The sequence below is a fragment of the Streptomyces sp. CNP082 genome, from assembly GCF_059570535.1.
In genome coordinates this window covers 177,324-195,619 of the sequence record NZ_JCANSZ010000002.1, presented here as the reverse complement: position 1 = coordinate 195,619, position 18,296 = coordinate 177,324, and the positions used below count along the sequence as shown (strand labels likewise).

Genomic DNA, 18,296 nt, shown 5'->3' with positions numbered 1-18,296 from the left:
AGCCGCCGCAGGCGTACCTTGCCAAACAGTGCGCCGCCGCACCCGGAAACGGCGGATCCAGTGACGCCTACGCCTCCGGTGGCCTGCTGTAGCTGTCGATGACGGCCCTGGACGTCGAAGCGTTCTGAAAGACCAGTTCCCACGGCCCGGTGTTGACGTCCATCTCCTTGCCGAAGCCGACCCACTTGCCCGCCATACGGCGGCCGGTGGGCTCGACGAGCAGTTGCAGCGCGCCGTGATAGCGGGCGCCCCGGTAATAGCCGTCCGGGGCGGTCTGCTCTGTCCACGTGCCGGTGACGACGCTGCCGTCTACCGTGAGGTCCAGCGTCAGCGGCGACTCGGGATTCAGCGAGGCGTTCGGCAGGCTGCGTCCGTTGAGGACGTTGCCGTGCTGGACGAGCACCACGAAGTGACCGCCGGTGAACGACTCCCCGCGGCCGGAGGAGAAGAACTCGTACCGGCTCAGCCAGATACCGGCATAGCTCGTCGCCGGGGCCGTTCGCGGCGCAGTGGCCCCGCTCCCGGCTGGGGTTCCGGTGGGTGAGTCTTCGAGGTCGTGACCACCGTGGCCGTCGTCGGCAACGCGGGCCTGGGGGACGGTGAAGCCGAGCGCGGCCACTGGCAGGCCCGTCACGGCTTCCAGTGCGCGGGCGTAGGCCGGGTGGGGGGCGGTGACGGTGCCCGCCTCCCAGCGCTGGATCAGGCGTTTGTTCGCGCTGTTGGGCCGGCCGATGTGGTCGCCGGCCGCGCGTATGGCACGGGCCAAGTCGTCCTGTGACATCTGCAGCGACAGCCGGGCGGCCTGTAGCGCGCTGTTGGGTGTAGCCATACCGATCACCGTAGCCATGGTCTCGCGGGAACGACACCTAAACGACGCCGCCCGTGTCGTCGGAATGTCGCCTGCAACGACGCCGCGGGAGGCGACGTTTCGGCGTCATCCTGTCTGGGTGACAGAACGTACCAGCACCCGGCTGACCCCGCAGCCTGATTCACCTCGGCTCACGCTCCGCGTATCCCGCGACAGTGGCAGGACTTGGGAGCCAGAGAAGCGGTTCTACTCCCGCGACTGCGAGCCCCCTCTGCTCAACGGCGTCTACCCGCCGTGTGAGTGCCCCCGCTGTGGCGGAAGGGGGTGACCAGGAGCGCCGGGACGCGCGCAACCGCGGCGACCACTCGGCCGCCTCGGACTTCTCCGTCCGCATTCGCCGGCACTCCTACCACTGAACTCCGCTCCCTGGCCGCCGTCTCGTCGAACGGCCGGGGGCGGCCCGCGGCTAGCCGCTGGTGCTCACGGCCAGCCGCAGAAGGCGCCCCGCCTGCCTGTCGCCGGCGCGCACCACCGCCCCGGGCGGTCCGGGGCGGCCCCCGAGAGGAGCCATCGATGAACCCCAGAACCCCCCGGGCGCACACCATAGCTGGCCGCCGCGAAGCCGCCACCGCGGCCACGACCGTGTTCCTCGTGCTGTCCGTCTTCGCCACCCTGGCGCTCCTCGTCGCGTATGAGACGGGGGCCGCGTGATGGGTTCCCCGCCGCTGAAGTTCGCCGCGTTAGAGATCACAGGACGCTGCCAAGAGAATTGCGCGTTCTGCTACGCCGAGAGCAGCCCGCAGGGCACGCACGGCACGATGAAACTCCCTGACTGGGAACGCATCCTCGACGAGCTTCGCGAGTTGGGCACGAGAACCGTGCAGTTCATCGGCGGGGAGCCGACTTTGCACCCCTACCTCGGCCGGCTCATCGCTTGCGCCCGCGACGCCGGCCTCGACGTGGAGGTCTTCTCCAACCTCGTCCACGTCCGTGACGAGCTGTGGGATGTCTTCCGTACCTGCGGCGTGCGCCTCGCGACCACGTACCTGAGCGACGACCCGCGCCAGCACGACGTGATCACGCGCCTGCCCGGCTCCCACCGGCGCACCCGGGCGAACATCCAACGCGCGACCGAGATGGGCATCCCGCTGCGCGCGGGCGTCATCGGAGTGCACGAGAGCCAGCGCGTTCAGAACGCGGCCGGCGACCTGCGCGCGCTGGGTGTGGCCCAGGTCAAGACCGACCGGGTTCGGTCACTCGGACGTGCGAACAGAGGGCCCGGGAAGACGATCGACGCTCTGTGCGGGCAGTGCGCTCACGAGCAGTGCGCGATCGGCCCGGACGGGTACGTGTGGCCGTGCGCCATGGGCCGCTTCCTGTTCGCGGGGAACGTGCTGCGCACTCCGCTCGCGGACATCTGGCAGGGCGCGCGCATGGCCGAGGTTGCCGCCGCCATACGAGACGTGCACGGCCTGCCGGCGGCGCAGTCGTGTACGCCGCCGCAGTGCCTTCCATGGTGCGGCCCCTGCCAGCCGTGCGCCCCGCAGGCGGGCAGACACCTGGATAGCATCGACGGGCCCGACTGACGCAGGGGAGCGCGCGCATGGACGACCACGGGGACGACTTCGGTATCTGGACCGACGTCGACGCCAACGGAGCAGTGCAGCGGACCGAAGAGCAGTGGTCGCTCATCGCCGGCTACGTCCGGCACGCCGCGAACAAGCTTGGCGGCCCTCTGCCATTGTGCCTCCCCGGGGAGCCGCGAGAGTGCGGTCGGCCCGCGCGACAGCACGTGATCGCGTGGGCCGCCGAGCTGAAGGCGCGGGCGCACCACCTGATCGAAACGTCCGCGCCGACAGAGGAGCGCGGGGCGCATGCCGCCGGCCCGCTGTACCGCCGGCGCCTGGAGGAGTTGCGCGAGCGACCCTGACCGCGGGCGCAGGACGGCCCTGGTTGCGTGTCCCGCTCCCTGGCTTGATCAAGAAGGACAAGGACCAGGTGCCCTCTGTCAAAAGCGAATGCGCCCGGGCGTCCAACCGATCCCCGTGCAGGAATATCGCGGCAAGGGCTGGCGGTGGACCTATGGCACTTAGTGCACTTCCGACATTCGACCGTGCCGCACGGCAGGGCCCCCGGCCCGGGCCGGGGACGGCGGTTGGGCTCCGTGCGGGGCGGATAGGGTCGGGGCATGGCTACCTCTGAGACCTCCGGCGGCTTCGGCCGTATCGACGGACGTACCCCCGCCGACCTGCGTCCCGTGTCGCTGGAACGGGGCTGGAGCATGCACGCCGAGGGGTCCGTGCTGGTGTCCTTCGGCGATACCCGCGTGCTGTGCACCGCCAGCTTCACCGAGGGGGTGCCGCGCTGGCGCAAGGGCAGCGGCGAGGGGTGGGTCACCGCGGAGTACGCGATGCTGCCGCGGTCCACGAACACTCGCGGCGACCGGGAGTCCGTACGCGGCAAGATCGGCGGGCGGACGCACGAGATCTCCCGGCTCATCGGGCGGTCGCTGCGCGCCGTCATCGACTTCAAGGCCCTCGGCGAGAACACCGTCGTCCTCGACTGCGACGTCCTCCAGGCCGACGGCGGCACCCGTACCGCCGCCATCACCGGAGCGTACGTGGCCCTCGCCGACGCTGTCGCGTGGGGCCGGCGGAACAAGCTGGTCAAGTCCAAGTCGACGCCGCTGACCGGCACCGTGGCCGCCGTCAGCGTCGGCATCGTCGGCTCCGTGCCGCTGCTCGACCTCTGCTACGAGGAGGACGTGCGGGCGGAGACGGACATGAACGTCGTCTGCACCGGGGACGGGCGCTTCGTCGAGGTGCAGGGCACGGCCGAGGGCGAGCCGTTCGCCCGCGCCGAACTCGACGCGCTGCTCGACCTCGCGGTCGGCGGCTGCGCGCAGCTCGACGTGCTGCAGCGTGCGGCACTGGAGGGAGACCTGTGAAGGGGACGAAGCTCTGGGCGCGCGCGGGCGTCGCGCTCGCGGCGGGGGCCGCCGCGGTGACGCTCACCGGCGCCTGTGACGCGGTGAACAAGGCCATAGACTGCGGCCAGCTCGGTGTCGAGGTCGCGGCCGACGTCGACCGGCTGCAGAAGGCCGTCTCCGGCGCGGGCGAGGACCCGCAGGCCGCCGCCGAGGCGCTCGACGACGTCGAGCAGACCCTCGACGGCTTCGGCGACAAGACCGACAACGCCGACGTCGGCAAGGCCGTCGACGACCTCCAGCAGGCCGTCGACAACGCCCAGCAGGCCGCCGACCGCGGAGACGTGCCCGACTTCCGGCCGGTCGGCGACGCCGCCGGCGAACTGACGAACGTGTGCACCCCGTGACCGCGCGCCGCCTCGTCCTCGCGACCCGCAACGCGGGCAAGGTCACCGAGCTGCGCGCCATCCTCGGCGAGGCGGGCGTCGACGCAGAACTCCTCGGCGCCGACGCCTTCCCCGACGCCCCCGAGGTGCCCGAGAGCGGCGTCACCTTCACCGAGAACGCCCTGCTGAAGGCGCACGCGCTGGCGCAGGCCACCGGGCTGCCGGCGGTCGCCGACGACTCCGGGCTGTGCGTGGACGTCCTCGGCGGCGCGCCCGGCATCTTCTCCGCCCGCTGGGCCGGCCGCCCCGGCGCCGCCGACCAGGACGCGGCGAACCTCGCCCTCCTCCTCGCCCAGCTCGCCGACGTCGGCCCCGAGCACCGCGGCGCGTACTTCGCCTGCGCCGCGGCGCTCGCGCTGCCGGACGGCACCGAGCGCGTCGCGGAGGGGCGGCTGGAGGGCACGCTGCGGTACGAGCCGGCGGGCACCGGCGGCTTCGGGTACGACCCGATCCTCCAGCCGCTCGGCGAGGACCGTACCTGCGCGGAGCTGACGCCTCAGGAGAAGAACGCCATCAGCCACCGCGGCCGGGCCTTCCGCGCGCTCGCCCCGGCGGTACGGGAGTTGCTCAAGGACTGACTCAAGGACTGACTCAAGGACTGACTCAAGGACTGAGGGGCACGGCCTCGCGTACGGGCCGCGTCACGTCCCCCGTACACGCAGGAAGGCGCCGCCGGATTCCTCCGGCGGCGCCCTCGCGCTGTCCTTCCCCCTACGCTCCCTTGAACTCCTGGCGCTGCCGGCCGAGCCCGTCGACCTCCAGCTCCACCACGTCCCCGGCCCGCAGGTACGGCTTCGGGTCCGCCATCCCCAGCGCGACGCCCGCAGGGGTGCCGGTGTTGATGACATCGCCCGGGTAGAGCGTCATGAACTGGCTCAGATACCGCACCACATGGGCCACCGGGAAGATCTGGTCCGCCGTCGTCCCGTCCTGGCGCTTCTCGCCGTTCACCCACAGCCGCAGCCCCAGGGCCTGCGGGTCGGGCACCTCGTCGGCCGTCACCAGCCACGGGCCCAGCGGGTTGAACGTCTCGCAGTTCTTGCCCTTGTCCCACTGCCCGCCGCGCTCGATCTGGAACTCCCGCTCGGAGACGTCGTGGGCAACGGCGTAGCCGGCGACGGCGGCCAGCGCGTCCGCGTCGGACTCCAGGTAGCGGGCCGTACGGCCGATGACCACCGCCAGCTCCACCTCCCAGTCCGTCTTCTCGCTGCCGCGCGGCACGAGGACGGTGTCCTCGGGGCCCACCACCGTGTCGGGGGCCTTCATGAAGAGGATCGGCTCCGCCGGGATGGCCGCGCCGGTCTCGGCCGCGTGGTCGTGGTAGTTCAGCCCGATGCACACGATCTTGCCGATCCGGGCCACCGGCGGCCCGGTGCGCAGGCCCTCGGCGTCGAGCGCCGGCAGCGCGCCGGCCGCGGCGGCGTCGCGTACGCGGGCGAGCGCCGCGTCGTCGGACAGCAGCGCTCCGTCCACGTCGGACACGATGCCGGAGAGGTCCCGCAGGGTCCCTCCGTCGTCCAGCAGGGCCGGGCGCTCGCTCCCCGACGGTCCGACACGCAGCAGCTTCATGGTGTGACTCCCCTCTCCGCGGTCGATCGATCATCCGCTGACCTTGTTCACTCCGCAAGACCTTGTTCAGCCCGTGGACCCGGGCGGCGGTGGAGGAGGGTGCGCTCGGCGGCCGTCCAGGCGGTCGTGGTCGCCAGGTAGAGACCCGCGGCGAGCGGCACGATCGCGGCCGTGACCAGGGTGCCGAAGGAGAGCAGGGGCAGCCAGCGGGTCAGCCCCGCGGCGGGGCCCGGGAGTTCCGGCAGCGGCGCGGCCTCCGCCTGCTTTCCCTTCTTCGCCGGCTGTCCCTTCCCCCCGTTCTTCTTCCTTCCGTTCTTCGGTGTGGCCGCCGCCTTGCGTGCGGCTTCCGCTTCCGCCTTGCGCTCGGCCATCATCCGGCGGCTGCGCCAGAACGTGTACGCCGCCACCCCCGCGATCACCGCGAAGAGCCCCGCGTACACCATCCCGTGCGCTCCGAACACCCCGCCGTCCGCGAGCGCGTCGGACCACCGCCCGCCCAGCGGGGCGCCGAGCAGGGTGTGGGTGAGCAGGTCGTCGTCGTGGCCGGTGAAGAGCCGGTACATCACCATGAACACGGGGATCTGGAGCACCATCGGCCCGCAGCCCGCCAGCGGCGAGGCGCCGGCGTCCGCGTACGCCTCGGTGAGCGCGCGGCGCAGCCGCTCGGGGTCGTTGCGGTGCTTGCGCTGGATCTCCGCCACCTGCGGCGCGAGGTCCTGGCGCACCCGCTCGCCGCGGGCGGCGGCCCGTGCCATGGGGTGCAGGGCCAGGCGTACGCACAGGGTGAAGACGATGATCGCGACGGCGGTGGCGGAGGCGCCGAAGAGGGGGTCGAGGGTGTCAGCAAGCGTGGACAGGAGGGCGGAGAGCGCGCCGAATACGGACATGGAAGGGCTCCACAGGTCTCGTCGTGCCGGACGTCGTGCCGGATGAAGGGGCGGCGTGACGAGCCGTGCGGGGCGCCCTGCGTGCGGCGCCGCGGGGGCAGCGGGCAGCGGGAGGGCCGGGGGGCGGCCGGGTACGTCTGCGAACGGCCGGGGCCGGCCGGGAGCGGGCTGCGGGCTGCGGGCGGGCTGCGCCGGGGGCGCCTACACGGCCGTCGGCAGGCGACGGCCGGGCGCCCGGGGCCGTGGACGGCCCGCGGCGGCGGGGTCCCGCTGAGGGAGGAAGGCGGTGCGCAGGGCGCGTTCGCGCAGGGCGGTACGGATCTGCGCGTGCGACGGCGGCGGTACCGCGGCGGCGACGCAGGCCAGCGCGGCGAGCAGCGTCAGCGCGGCGGAGGCCGCGGCACCGGCGAGGCCGGTGGCGATGCCCGTCTCGTCGAGCACGACGTCGGCGGCGAGGAGGAGCAGGGCGACGGCGACCATGCGCCAGCGCGTGGCGGCACCGAGGATGCGGAGCATCGGGGCCGTCCTCCCTTCGGCTCACCGTCCGGTACGCGGCGTACGTGACGTCTGCGCGCATCCTAACGCGGCACCGGCGCCCCCGGCCCGCCGGGCGACCGCCCGTCCCGGACGCGTGGCGCGATCCCGGCCCCGGCCCGGTCCGGGGCGCCGGCTCAGCCCGCGATCGCCCGGTACACCGTGTAGATGACCAGCCCCGCGAGCGCGCCCACCACCGTGCCGTTGATCCGGATGAACTGCAGATCCCGCCCGATGTGCGCCTCGATCTTGCGCGACGTGTGGCCGGCGTCCCAGCCCGCCACCGTGTCCGAGATCAGCGACGTGATCTGGTGCTGGTACGTCGTCACCACATGCGTGGCGACGTCCTCCGCCCAGCCGTCGACCTTCGCCTGCAGCCGCTCGTCCGCCGCCATCCGCTGCCCGAACGACAGCAGCGCGGCCCGCGCCCGCAGCCGCAGCTCGCTGCGCTCGTCGTCCGCCGCGCCGACGATCATGCCGCGCAGCGACGTCCACGCCGAGGCGATGAAGTCCTGCACCTCGTCGCGGTCCAGGATCTCGCCCTTGAGCCGTTCGACGCGCGCCCGGGTCGCGGTGTCGCCCTGGAGGTCGGCGGCGAAGTCGGAGAGGAACCGGTCGAGCGCGCCGCGCGCCGGGTGCTCCGGGGAGTCGCGCATCTCGCCGATGAACCGCAGGAGTTCCTTGTAGACCCGCTCGCCGACGCGGCGGTCGACGAACTTCGGGGTCCAGCCGGGCGCGCCCCCGGCGACGGCGCCGACGACCGAGGGGCCGTTGAGGATCAGCCAGGACTCGGCGCNCTCGCAGACCAGGTCGACGACGCGGCGGTGGCCGCCGTCCGCGACGACCTTCTCCAGCAGCTTGCCGAGCCCGGGACCGACCTCCAGGGCGGCGGCGCGGCGGTTGATGGCCTCGCCGACGACGGCCTGGACATCGTGGTCCCGCAGGACGGCCAGCGCCCCGCGCAGCACGGTCGACGCCTCGGCGGTGACGCGGTCGGCGTTGTCGGGCTCGGCGAGCCAGCCGCCGACGCGGCTGCCGAGGCCGAGCGCGTGCAGCCGGTTGCGTACGACATCGGCGGAGAGGAAGTTCTCGCCGACGAAGTCGCCGAGGCTCTGGCCGAGCTGGTCCTTCTTGGTGGGGATGATCGCGGTGTGCGGGATGGGCAGCCCGAGGGGCCGCTTGAACAGGGCCGTGACCGCGAACCAGTCGGCCAGCGCGCCGACCATGCCCGCCTCCGCCGCCGCGGCGACGTACGCGGACCAGGTGCCGGCGCCGCTGTGCTGTGCCCAGCGGGCGAGCGTGAAGACCACGGCGGCCAGCAGCAGCAGGCCGGTGGCGATGGTCTTCATACGGCGCACGCCGCGCCGCTTCTCCGCGTCGGCATCCGTGTAGGCGAAACCGTCCGGCCCGCCCGCTGCCCGCAGATCCATCGCGCTCCGTCCGCTCACGCCGTTCCCTGACGGCCATTGTCCCCGGGGCCGTCACCATCTCTCACTTCAGGAACGCACCGCGGGTTCCCGGCGTCCCGGGCGGGGGCGCGGCGGGGGCGCGGGCCGGAGACAGTAACTTCACCTTCTGGATGGTAAAGTTACTGGCATGCGACCCAGCTCCCGTACCCAGATCCTCGAAGCGGCCGTCCGCGTGGTCGAACGGGCGGGGATCACCGCCCTGACGCTCGACGCCGCCGCGGCCGAGGCCGGGCTCACCAAGCCCGGGCTGATGTACCACTTCCGCAACCGCGACGCGCTGCTGCTGGCCATCCAGCGGCACCTGACCGAGAGCCTGGAGGCTCAGCTCCGCGCCGAGCTGGGCAAGCCGTTCGAGGAGGCCACCGCCCGCGAGCGGGCCGCCGCCTACGTGCGGTCCTGCGGGCAGGGCGGCGGGAAGGCGGACTTCGCCTTCATGGTCGCGTCGGCGACCCGGCCCGAGCTGGCGCGGATCTGGGACGAGTTCGCGGACCGCTGGGCGCCCGAGCCGCCCGGCCCCGACCCGGATCCCGAGGCAGTCGACCTGTTCCTGGCCCGGGTGGCGGCGGACGGGCTGTGGCTCTTCCACACCACCGCGCAGTCCACGCTCGCCCCCGAGGTGGAGGAGGCGGTGCGCCGGCGGCTCGTCGAGCTGACCGGCCCGGCCTCCTGAGGCCCGCCGCGACCTCCGGCCCGGGCCCCGGCCCGGGGGCCGCGGCCCGCCGCGTACACACGCAGAAAGCAAAGGTGCTTCATGATCAAGGCACGACGCTGGTGGGTGCTCGCGACCGTCTCGGCGGGGCTGCTGCTCATCTCGCTCGACGTGACGATCCTCTACACGGCGCTGCCCACCCTCACCGCCGACCTGCACGCCGATGCGTCCTCCAAACTCTGGATCATCAACGCCTACCCGCTCGTGATGGCCGGGCTGCTGCTGGGCGCCGGCACGCTGGGCGACCGCGTGGGCCACAAGCGGATGTTCCTGACCGGGCTCGTCCTCTTCGGCACCGCGTCCACGGTCGCCGCGTTCGCGCCCTCGGCCGCGGTGCTGATCGGTGCCCGCGCGTTCCTCGCGGTCGGCGCGGCGGCGATGATGCCCGCGACGCTGGCGCTGATCCGGCTCACCTTCGACGACGAGCGCGAGCGCGGCATCGCGATCGGCATCTGGGGCACGATCGCCGTCGTCGGCGCGGCGCTCGGGCCCGTCGCGGGCGGGGTGCTGCTCGCCCACTTCTGGTGGGGCTCGGTCTTCCTCGTCAACGTCCCCGTCGTGCTCGCGGCGCTCGCCGCGACCGCGGTGCTCGCGCCCGGCAGCTCCGGCAGCAGGGACCGGCCGTGGGATCCGGTGGCCTCCGCGCAGGTCATGGCCGGGCTCGTCGGCGTGGTGTACGCGATCAAGGAAGGCGCGCGGCCGGAGCCCGACCCGCTGCACATCGTGCCGGCGCTGCTGGTCTCCGCCGCCGGGTTCACGGTCTTCGTACGCCGCCAGCGCACCCGGACGTACCCGCTGATCGACTTCGCGCTCTTCCGCAACCGGCAGTTGCTCGCCGGTGTCCTCGGCGCCGGGCTTGCGATGTTCGCCACCGCCGGCATCGAGCTGATCCTCGCCCAGCGCCTCCAGCTCGTGCTCGGCCTCAGCCCGCTGCGCGCCGGGCTGGTGCTCGCCACCTCCGCCCTCGGCGCGCTCCCGGCCAGCATCGTCGTCGGCGGCCTGGTCTACCGCGTGCCCGCGCGGCACCTCATCGGCGGCGGCCTGCTCGCCGGCGCCCTCGGCGTCACGCTGACCCTGCTGCTCACCCCGGGCGCCGGTCCGCTGCTGGGCGCCGGACACGCCGCGGGCTGGGTCGTCCCCGGCCTGCTCATCGCCGGCCTCGGGTTCGGCACGGTCATGACCGCGGCCTCCGCCGCGATCATCGGCGGCGCCCCGCCGCACCGGGCCGGCATGGCGTCGTCCGTCGAAGAGGTCTCGTACGAACTCGGCGGCCTCAGTGGCGTCGCCGTCCTGGGCTCCGTCATGACCGCCGTCTACACCGCCACCGCCGACCTGCCCGCCGGCACCCCCGCGGCGGCCTCCGACAGCATCGACGAGGCCCACGCCGCCGCGGCCGGACTCCCGCCGGGCGGCTCGCGGTCGCTGCTGCGGACCGCCGCCGCGGCCTTCGACAACGGCTACGCGCTCACCCTCGTCATCACCACCGCCCTGCTGGCCGCCGGCGGCGTCGCCGCCCGCCGCCTCCTCGGCCACCGCACCGCCGCCGCGGCGCCGGAGGAGGAGGCTGAAGGCAACTCCGGGGCTGTGACCGGAACGCACCCCTCCCATCGCTAGGATGGCGGACCGCCGAAGACGGCGCGCAGGGACGAATCCGCGGGGGAGCAGGCCGACGTGACGACCAGGACGGGGTACGCCGTGCTCGCCGCCCTGGTGGCGTTCGTCGCGCTGCTCGCCGCCGGCGTCTACGCCGTCACCGACCACCCCGCCGCACCCGCGCCGCCCCCCGGCGCCGGCGGCGGCGCGGACTCCGCCGCCCCCGCCTCGGTCGGCGGCTGGGCCGGCACCTGGGCCGCCGCGCAGGCCGCGGCGGAGCCGGGCACGCGGGACGGCTTCGCGGGGATGTCCATACGCAACGTCGTGCACACCTCCGTCGGCGGCGCCAAGGCCCGGATACAACTGTCCAACGAGTACGGCGACACCCCGCTGACCCTCACCCGCGCCAGCGTCGCCCTCGCCGCCGGGGCCGGCGCCCCGGCGGCGCAGCCGGAGACGATGCGGCCCCTGACCTTCGCCGGCGCCGACGCGGTGACGATCCCCGCGGGCCGGACGGTGACCAGCGACCCCGTGCGGCTGCGGGTGCCGGCCGCCACGGACCTGCTGGTGACGACGTACGCGCCGGCGCCGGCCGGCCCGGTCACGTACCACCCGCACGCACTGCAGACCTCCTACCTGGCCGCCGGCGACCACACCCGCGACACCGAAGGGGCGGTGTACGGCCGGGAGTTCGACTCCTGGCGCTACGTCACCGCCGTCGACGTCTGGAGCGAGCAGTCCGCCGGCGCCGTCGCCGTCCTCGGCGACTCGCTCACCGACGGCACCGCCTCCACCCCCGGCGCCAACCGCCGCTGGACCGACTACCTCGCCGTGCGCCTGCGCGAGGAGCCCGGCGCCCCGCGCTACGGGGTGCTCAACCTCGGCCTCAGCGGCAACCGCGCGCTCACCGACGGCGGCACCGAGTTCCCCGCCAACGGCCCCTCCGGGCAGGCCCGTCTGGAGCGCGACGTGCTCTCCCGCACCGGCGTCAAGGCCGTCGTCGTGGAGCTGGGCATCAACGACATCCTCAAGTCCCCGAAGACCGCCGACGCGGACGCCATCGTCGCCGGGCTGCGGGAGATGGCCCGGCAGTCCCGCGACCGGGGCCTGAAGGTGCTGGGCGCGACGCTGATGCCGTTCCGCGGGCACCCGGCGTACACGCCGCGGGCGGAGCGCGTACGGCAGGAGGTCAACGAGCGGATACGCGCGGGCGACGTCTTCGACGCGGTCCTCGACTTCGACGCGGCCGTGCGCGACCCGGACCGCCTCGCGCGCCTGCACCCCGCGTACGACTCGGGCGACCACCTGCACCTGACGGACCTGGGCTACCAGGAGATGGCCATGACCCTGGACCTCGCCGACCTCAAGCCCCGCGCCCAGGCCGTGCTCTGAGCCCGTACCCCGGGCACCTCACCCCGGGCGCCTCCTCCCCCCGGGCACCTCCCGTGCTACTCCAGGCGCTTGCGGCGCTCCTCGCGCGCCAGCCGCCGCTCCTCCCGGGCCAGCCGCCGCTCCTCCCGGGCCGCCTCCGCCTCCGCGCGCCGGGCCGCCTTCGTCTTCTTCCGGCTGGTGCCCACGCCGCCCCAGAAGGCGAAGCCGGTGAGGGTGACGCGCGGGGCGCCGGGGGTGTGCGGGATGCCGGTGTGGGAGTGGTCGAAGCCGCCCATGATGCCGATGCCGCGGACCTCCAGCGCCATGTCCGGCGGCAGGATGACGTGCGCGCCGCCCATGATGGAGATGCAGCGGATCTCCACCTCCGCGGCCTCGAAGTCCGCCTCGCGCAGGTCGAGTTCCCCGCCGCCCCAGAACGAGAACATGGTGAAGCGCCGCGGCACGGTCCAGTGCCCCTTGCGCTGGAAGCCGCTCATGATCGCGATGCCCCGGTGCGTCGTGGCCTCGCCGCCGACGCGGCCGGCCCAGCCGGACGCCGGCCGGGGCGCCGGGGCCGCCTCGCGGGGAACGGGCGCGGCGGCGCCGGCGGCGGGCAGATCGCGGGTGAGGGGTTCGAGCTGGGCGTAGGTCTTCGACCGGTACGTCTCCTCCAGCCGCTCCTCGAACTCGTCCATGGCGAGGCGGCCTTCCGCCAGCGCGTCGCGCAGGATGCCGGCGACCCGCTCCCGGTCGGCGTCCGAGGCACGCAGCTCCGGCAGGTGCTCATCGCTCGTCATGACGTCGAGCTTATGCGTACATGCGGGCGATGACGGCCTCGATGTCGGGTTCCCGTACGGAGAGGTCCACCAGCGGCCACCGCTCGGCCACCTCCGCGACGAGCGGCGCCGCGCTGGCCCCCGCGGGGAACGCGAGCCACTGCCGCGGGCCCTCCACCTTCACGGTGCGGCAGCCGGCGATGTCGATGGGCGGCAGCTCGCGCTCCAGGTCGACGACGAGCATCCGCTCGCTCTCGCCGGCCGCGTGCAGCCCGTCGAGGTCGCCGTCGTACATGAGCCGGCCGTGGTCGATGACCATGACCCGCCGGCAGAGCTGCTCGATGTCGGACAGGTCGTGCGTGGTGAGCAGCACCGTCGTGCCGCGCTCCGCGTTCAGCTCGCGCAGGAACTGACGCACCTTCGCCTTGCTCAGCACGTCGAGACCGATCGTCGGCTCGTCCAGGTACAGCACCTCGGGGTCGTGCAGCAGGGCCGCCGCGATGTCGCCGCGCATCCGCTGGCCCAGCGAGAGCTGACGCACCGGCACCTGGAGCAGGTCGGCGAGGTCCAGCAGTTCGGTGCAGCGCTCCAGGTTCGCGCGGTAACGGTCGTCGGGTATGCGGTACATGCGGTGCATCAGCCGGTACGAGTCGAGCAGCGGCAGGTCCCACCACAGGGTGGTGCGCTGGCCGAAGACGACGCCGATGCGCCGGGCCAGCCTCGTCCGCTCCGCGGCCGGGTCGATGCCGGCGACGCGCAGCCGGCCGCCGCTGGGGGTGAGGATGCCGGTCAGCATCTTGATGGTGGTGGACTTGCCCGCGCCGTTGGGGCCGATGTAGCCGACCATCTCGCCGCGCGGCACGGAGAAGCTGATGCCGTCGACGGCGCGCACCTCGTGGCGCGTACGGCGCAGCCGGCCCGCCCGGCGGCGTACGACGAAGACCTTCTGCAGGTCCTCGACCTCGATCACGTGTTCCTCCCCTTCCTTCTGCTCCTCCTGGCGCCTGCACCGGCCATGTCAGCTTCCCGTGCTGCGGTACCCGCGCAGCCCCGCGCGCCACGCAAGACCGGCCAGCGCGCAGCAGGCGGCGGCGACCAGCGGCGAGGCGAAGTCCACCCAGCCGGGCAGGCCCAGCGGGTCGTCCCGGCCGAGGATGTGCAGGGCCGGCAGCCAGTTCACGAACGCCAGCGGCACGACGAACGTGACGCCGCGCAGCAGCTCCTTGCCGAAGATCGTGGGCGGGTACTGCAGCAGCATGTTGCCGCCGTACGTGAAGGAGTTCTGCACCTCGGCGGCGTCGGTCGCCCAGAACTGGAACGCGGCGCCGCCGGCGAACACGGCGCCGTAGATCGCCGACCCTGCGAGCACCATGACCGGCATCAGCAGTAGCCGGTCCGCGGTCCAGTCCACCTCGTCGAGCTGCGTCAGCGACCAGCCGAGCACCGCCAGCCCCTGGACGATCCGCCCCAGCCGGCGCAGCGCGAAGCGGTCCGCGGCGATCTGCACGAAGACGGGGACGGGGCGGACCAGCAGCGTGTCCATCGTGCCGTCGCGGATGCGGGAGCCGACCCGCTCCACGTTGCCCAGCAGCAGGTCGGTGAGGCCGAAGGAGGTGGACGTGGTGCCGTACAGCAGCGCCACCTCGGCGAGGGTGAAACCGCCGAGCGCGTCGACGTGCGCGAACATGATCGCGATGGCGACGAAGTCGAGCACGCTGCCCAGCAGGTTCCCCAGGGTCGTCATCGCGAACGAGGCGCGGTACGCCATCGTCGTACGCACCCACATCGCCACGATCAGCCCGTAGCCTCGCGCCCCGGCGGCCAGGTCAGCCACCCTGCACCACCACCTTGCGGGTGGCCGCCGACTGCAGCGCCCGCCCGGCGGCCAGCAGCACCGCCGCCCAGCCCGCCTGGAACGCCAGCGCCCCGGCGAGGCCCGCACCCGTGTGCCGGCCGAGCAGCACGTCGGCCGGCACCTGCATCATCGCCGCCCACGGCAGCACCCGGGCCACGTCACCGAGCACGCCGGGGAAGAGGGTGAGCGGCAGCAGGAAGCCGGAGAAGAACATCGTCACCAGCGAACTGACCATGTTGATGCCCTGGCCGTCGAGCAGCCAGAAGGCGGCGAGGGCGACGAGATACCGGATCGCGAAGCTGACGAGACAGCCCAGGACCACCGAGCACAGGAAGAGCAGCCAGGTGTGCGCCGCGGTGGGCAGCGCCAGCTCGAAGGCGAGCGCACCCACCGCCAGCGGCACGACGCCGCGGCCGAGCAACTGGAAGCCGGCCCGGCCGAGGTCCTGGGCGCACCACCAGAACTGGAGGTCCACGGGGCGGTAGAGGTCCACGGCTACGTCCCCGGTGCGGATGCGCTCCTGCAGCTCCTCGGGGAAGCTGCCGCCGCCCAGCAGCGCGGCGGCGGCGATCAGCCCCTGGCCGACCCAGACGAAGGTGAGCGCCTGCGCCTGGTCGTAGCCGCCGAGCTGGGGGCGCTCGTGCCACAGCGCGATGAAGGTGTACGCCAGGATGAAGCCGAAGACGGTGTTGGTGAAGACACCGGCGGCGGTGGCCGCGCGGTACGTCGCGAACCGGCGGAAGCCGCCGGCGGCCACCAGCCCGTACAGCCGCAGCGCCTGCACGGCCGGCGCGTCCCGCAGGGCCCCCGAGCCGCGCATGCCCGCCCTCCCCGCTCTCTCCAGCCCGCTCTCCACGGGGCTTCGCCGGTGCCGCCCCCGCGCACAAACGGACCGACTCTAGTCCAGTCGGGTTGAGCCCCGCGACCGGATATCCACGCTCCCGAATATCTGCATTCTTAATGACAAACTGCTCACAGGCGGACCATTACCTGACATGACGACCTCACGGACGGCAGATGAGCCACACGGAGACGCGACAGGGCATCCGGAGCTTCGGCCCCGAGGAGGACCCGGAGGACGGCGACGGCGCGGACGCCGGACCCCCGCCCGGCCCGCCCGCGGCGGCCCGCCGGCGGCGGCGGGGGTACCGCAGGACCTGGTGGAAGGTGCTGCTGGGCGCCGCGATGCTCACGGTGGCGCTGGCCTCCGGGGCGTTCGCCGTCGGCTACCTGTCCGTCGACATCCCCCGGCCCAACGAGATGGCGACCGCCCAGAGCAACCACTACTTCTACGCCGACGGCACCAAGCTCGCCGACAAGGGCGAGGTCGACCGCGAGAGCGTGCAGTTGGAGCGCGTCCCCGACCACGTGCGCATGGCCGTACTGGCCGCCGAGGACCGCAAGTTCTACTCCGACTCGGCCGTCAACCCGCTGGCGATGGTCCGGGCCGGCTTCAACACCCTGGCCGGCAAGGGCACCCAGTCCGGCTCGACCATCACCCAGCAGTACGTGAAGAACTACTACCTCGACCAGGAGCAGACGATCAGCCGCAAGCTCCGCGAGGCGTTCATCGCGATCAAGCTGGACCGCGAGGTCACCAAGGACGACGTCCTGGAGGGCTACCTCAACACCAGCTACTTCGGCCGCAACGCCTACGGCGTGCAGGCCGCCGCCCAGGCGTACTACGACAAGGACGTCGAGAAGCTGACCGTCGCCGAGGGCGCGTTCCTCGCGACGCTGCTCCAGGCCCCGAGCACGTACGACGTGGCCGTGCACCCCGACAACCGGCCCGCCGCCGAGGCGCGCTGGAACTACGTGCTGGACGGCATGGTCAAGGAGGGCTGGCTCGCCCCCGGCAGCCGCGGCAGCCTGAAGTTCCCCGTGCCCGAGCCGTCCCGGCTCGACCCCGGCCTGTCCGGGCAGCGCGGCTACCTCGTCGAAGCCATCAACAGCTACCTCGTCGAGCACCGCATCATCGACGAGAAGACCCTCGCCGCCGGCGGCTTCCGCATCGTCACGACCCTGCAGCCCGACAAGCAGGACGCGTTCGTGAACGCGGTCGACGAGGAGCTGACCTACCACCTCGACCCGGAGTCCAACCCCGCCGACGCCAACGTGCGCGTCGGCGGCGCCTCCATCGACGTCGAAAGCGGCAAGGTCGTGGCGCTCTACGGCGGCACGGACTACACCCAGCAGTACGTCAGCAACGCCACCCGCCGCGACTACCAGGCCGGCTCCACCTTCAAGCCGTTCGTCTTCGCCGCCGCCGTGCAGGAGAAGGCGAAGAACTGGGAGGGCAGGCGGATCACGCCGCGGACGATGTACGACGGCGACACCGACCGCAAGGTGATCGGCGCGAAGGGCAAGGCCCTGCGCTACGCGCCGAGCAACCAGGACGACGTCTCCTACGGCCGCATCAACGTCGCCGACGCCACCAACGACTCGGTCAACTCCGTCTACGCGCAGATGGCCCAGGACGTCGGCCCCAAGAAGGTCCGCGGCACCGCCGTCCGCCTCGGGCTGCCGGCCGCCACCCCCGAGCTGAAGGACCACCCCTCCATCGGCCTCGGCACCGCCACCCCCAGCGCGCTCGACCTCGCGCAGGCGTACGCCACGCTCGCCGCCCACGGCGACCACGGCGGCTACCGCCTCGTGGACAAGCTCAGCCGCAACGGCGAGATCTTCCAGCTCCCGCCCCAGCGCCCGCACTCCGTGGTCTCCCGCACGGCGGCGGACGCGACGACCGCGATGCTGCAGAACGTCGTCGAGAACGGCTCCGGCGAGGAGGCGCAGAGCGCCGAGCGCCCCGCGGCCGGCAAGACGGGCACCGGGGAGCACGACCGCTCGGCGTGGTTCGCGGGCTACACCCCGGAGCTGGCGACGGTGGTCGGGCTGATGGGGCAGGACCCCGAGACGGGCGTGCAGAAGTCGCTGCACGGGGTGCTCGGGGAGGACCGGATCAGCGGCGGCGGGGTGCCGGCGCGGATCTGGGGCGCGTACACGAGGGACGCGCTGTGGGACGTGCCGGCGAGCGACTTCGACCTGGAGGTCAGCCGGAAGCAGCGGATGCCGTACACGCCGCCTCCCGCACCCCCGGCGCCCGTACCCGCGCCGCTTCCGCCCCCGGCCCCCGCGCCGGCCCCCGCCCCCGCGGCGGCCCCGGCCCCGGCTCCTGCCCCCGCCCCGCCCCCTGCGCCGGTGCCGGCCCCCGCCCCGGCCCCTGCGCCGGCGTCGGCCCCACCCCCGCCGGCGGCACCGGCGGGCGCGGCACCGCCGGTGCCGCAGTAGGGGGCAGCAAAGGCGGCAAGCCGTCGCGGACGACAGCCTGGGCGCGGGATCCCGGGCGGGCGCGG

19 protein-coding genes are annotated in these 18,296 nt (G+C 73.4%); 10 read left to right on the top strand and 9 right to left on the bottom strand.

The features are described 5' to 3' along the window. Window positions 1-67: 67 nt before the first annotated feature. Complete coding sequence (locus tag B124_RS02415) at window positions 68-829, bottom strand: helix-turn-helix domain-containing protein (protein ID WP_496500914.1); 762 nt, start codon at window positions 827-829, stop codon at window positions 68-70. A 552-nt stretch (window positions 830-1,381) separates the two neighbouring features. Here B124_RS02415 and B124_RS02410 point away from each other — a divergent pair. The 6 genes from B124_RS02410 (at window position 1,382) to rdgB (ending at window position 4,758) form a co-directional block, all read left to right on the top strand. Further along, entirely contained in the window at window positions 1,382-1,519 is a 138-nt protein-coding gene (locus B124_RS02410) for a hypothetical protein (RefSeq protein WP_496500913.1), read from the top strand. Continuing rightward, window positions 1,519-2,394 carry a radical SAM/SPASM domain-containing protein gene (locus B124_RS02405; RefSeq protein WP_496500912.1) on the top strand — a complete coding sequence of 292 codons (876 nt, stop codon included), beginning with the start codon at window positions 1,519-1,521 and terminating at the stop codon, window positions 2,392-2,394. Before B124_RS02410 ends, B124_RS02405 begins: the two co-directional genes overlap by 1 nt. 17 nt (window positions 2,395-2,411) lie before the next feature. Continuing rightward, a complete protein-coding gene (locus B124_RS02400) occupies window positions 2,412-2,738 on the top strand; it encodes a hypothetical protein (protein ID WP_496500911.1) in 327 nt (108 codons plus the stop codon). Window positions 2,739-2,996: 258 nt separating this feature from the next. Further along, entirely contained in the window at window positions 2,997-3,755 is a 759-nt protein-coding gene (rph, locus tag B124_RS02395) for a ribonuclease PH (RefSeq protein WP_496500910.1), read from the top strand. Next, window positions 3,752-4,141 carry a hypothetical protein gene (locus B124_RS02390; RefSeq protein WP_496500909.1) on the top strand — a complete coding sequence of 130 codons (390 nt, stop codon included), beginning with the start codon at window positions 3,752-3,754 and terminating at the stop codon, window positions 4,139-4,141. Before rph ends, B124_RS02390 begins: the two co-directional genes overlap by 4 nt. Beyond that, window positions 4,138-4,758: an RdgB/HAM1 family non-canonical purine NTP pyrophosphatase gene (gene rdgB / locus B124_RS02385; RefSeq protein ID WP_496500908.1), complete on the top strand. Its 621-nt coding sequence runs from the start codon at window positions 4,138-4,140 to the stop codon at window positions 4,756-4,758. The genes B124_RS02390 and rdgB overlap by 4 nt, the downstream gene beginning before the upstream one ends. A gap of 133 nt (window positions 4,759-4,891) precedes the next feature. On the opposite strand, the gene B124_RS02380 is transcribed toward rdgB, so the two are convergent. The 4 genes from B124_RS02380 to B124_RS02365 all read right to left on the bottom strand — a co-directional run bounded on the left by B124_RS02380 (window position 4,892) and on the right by B124_RS02365 (window position 8,600). Beyond that, a complete protein-coding gene (locus B124_RS02380) occupies window positions 4,892-5,749 on the bottom strand; it encodes a fumarylacetoacetate hydrolase family protein (RefSeq protein WP_496500907.1) in 858 nt (285 codons plus the stop codon). 47 nt (window positions 5,750-5,796) lie between these two features. After that, window positions 5,797-6,636 (bottom strand): YidC/Oxa1 family membrane protein insertase, encoded by an 840-nt coding sequence (locus B124_RS02375; RefSeq protein WP_496500906.1) that lies wholly within the window; start codon window positions 6,634-6,636, stop codon window positions 5,797-5,799. Window positions 6,637-6,837: 201 nt separating this feature from the next. After that, window positions 6,838-7,152, bottom strand: a complete 315-nt coding sequence (locus tag B124_RS02370; protein WP_496500905.1) for a DUF6412 domain-containing protein — start codon at window positions 7,150-7,152, stop codon at window positions 6,838-6,840. 155 nt (window positions 7,153-7,307) lie between these two features. Further along, window positions 7,308-8,600 carry a DUF445 domain-containing protein gene (locus B124_RS02365; RefSeq protein WP_496500904.1) on the bottom strand — a complete coding sequence of 431 codons (1,293 nt, stop codon included), beginning with the start codon at window positions 8,598-8,600 and terminating at the stop codon, window positions 7,308-7,310. A gap of 166 nt (window positions 8,601-8,766) precedes the next feature. Between B124_RS02365 and B124_RS02360 the strand changes: the two genes are divergently transcribed. The 3 genes from B124_RS02360 to B124_RS02350 all read left to right on the top strand — a co-directional run bounded on the left by B124_RS02360 (window position 8,767) and on the right by B124_RS02350 (window position 12,333). Next, the gene (locus tag B124_RS02360) at window positions 8,767-9,309 is read left to right on the top strand and encodes a TetR/AcrR family transcriptional regulator (protein WP_496500903.1); all 543 of its coding nucleotides are present in this window, start codon (window positions 8,767-8,769) and stop codon (window positions 9,307-9,309) included. 81 nt (window positions 9,310-9,390) lie between these two features. Further along, window positions 9,391-10,962 (top strand): MFS transporter, encoded by a 1,572-nt coding sequence (locus B124_RS02355; RefSeq protein ID WP_496500902.1) that lies wholly within the window; start codon window positions 9,391-9,393, stop codon window positions 10,960-10,962. Between the two features lie 57 nt (window positions 10,963-11,019). Beyond that, window positions 11,020-12,333: an SGNH/GDSL hydrolase family protein gene (locus tag B124_RS02350; protein WP_496500901.1), complete on the top strand. Its 1,314-nt coding sequence runs from the start codon at window positions 11,020-11,022 to the stop codon at window positions 12,331-12,333. A gap of 56 nt (window positions 12,334-12,389) precedes the next feature. On the opposite strand, the gene B124_RS02345 is transcribed toward B124_RS02350, so the two are convergent. Genes B124_RS02345 through B124_RS02330 form a run of 4 tightly spaced genes read right to left on the bottom strand, consistent with a single transcriptional unit; the run spans window position 12,390 to window position 15,763 of the window. Continuing rightward, complete coding sequence (locus B124_RS02345; RefSeq protein ID WP_496500900.1) at window positions 12,390-13,109, bottom strand: DUF1707 SHOCT-like domain-containing protein; 720 nt, start codon at window positions 13,107-13,109, stop codon at window positions 12,390-12,392. A gap of 10 nt (window positions 13,110-13,119) precedes the next feature. Then, window positions 13,120-14,058 (bottom strand): ABC transporter ATP-binding protein, encoded by a 939-nt coding sequence (locus B124_RS02340; protein WP_496500899.1) that lies wholly within the window; start codon window positions 14,056-14,058, stop codon window positions 13,120-13,122. A gap of 48 nt (window positions 14,059-14,106) precedes the next feature. Next, the gene (locus B124_RS02335; protein WP_496500898.1) at window positions 14,107-14,922 is read right to left on the bottom strand and encodes an ABC transporter permease; all 816 of its coding nucleotides are present in this window, start codon (window positions 14,920-14,922) and stop codon (window positions 14,107-14,109) included. Next, window positions 14,915-15,763: an ABC transporter permease gene (locus B124_RS02330; protein WP_496500897.1), complete on the bottom strand. Its 849-nt coding sequence runs from the start codon at window positions 15,761-15,763 to the stop codon at window positions 14,915-14,917. Before B124_RS02330 ends, B124_RS02335 begins: the two co-directional genes overlap by 8 nt. A gap of 197 nt (window positions 15,764-15,960) precedes the next feature. Between B124_RS02330 and B124_RS02325 the strand changes: the two genes are divergently transcribed. After that, window positions 15,961-18,231 carry a transglycosylase domain-containing protein gene (locus B124_RS02325; protein ID WP_496500896.1) on the top strand — a complete coding sequence of 757 codons (2,271 nt, stop codon included), beginning with the start codon at window positions 15,961-15,963 and terminating at the stop codon, window positions 18,229-18,231. The last annotated feature ends 65 nt before the right edge of the window (window positions 18,232-18,296 follow it).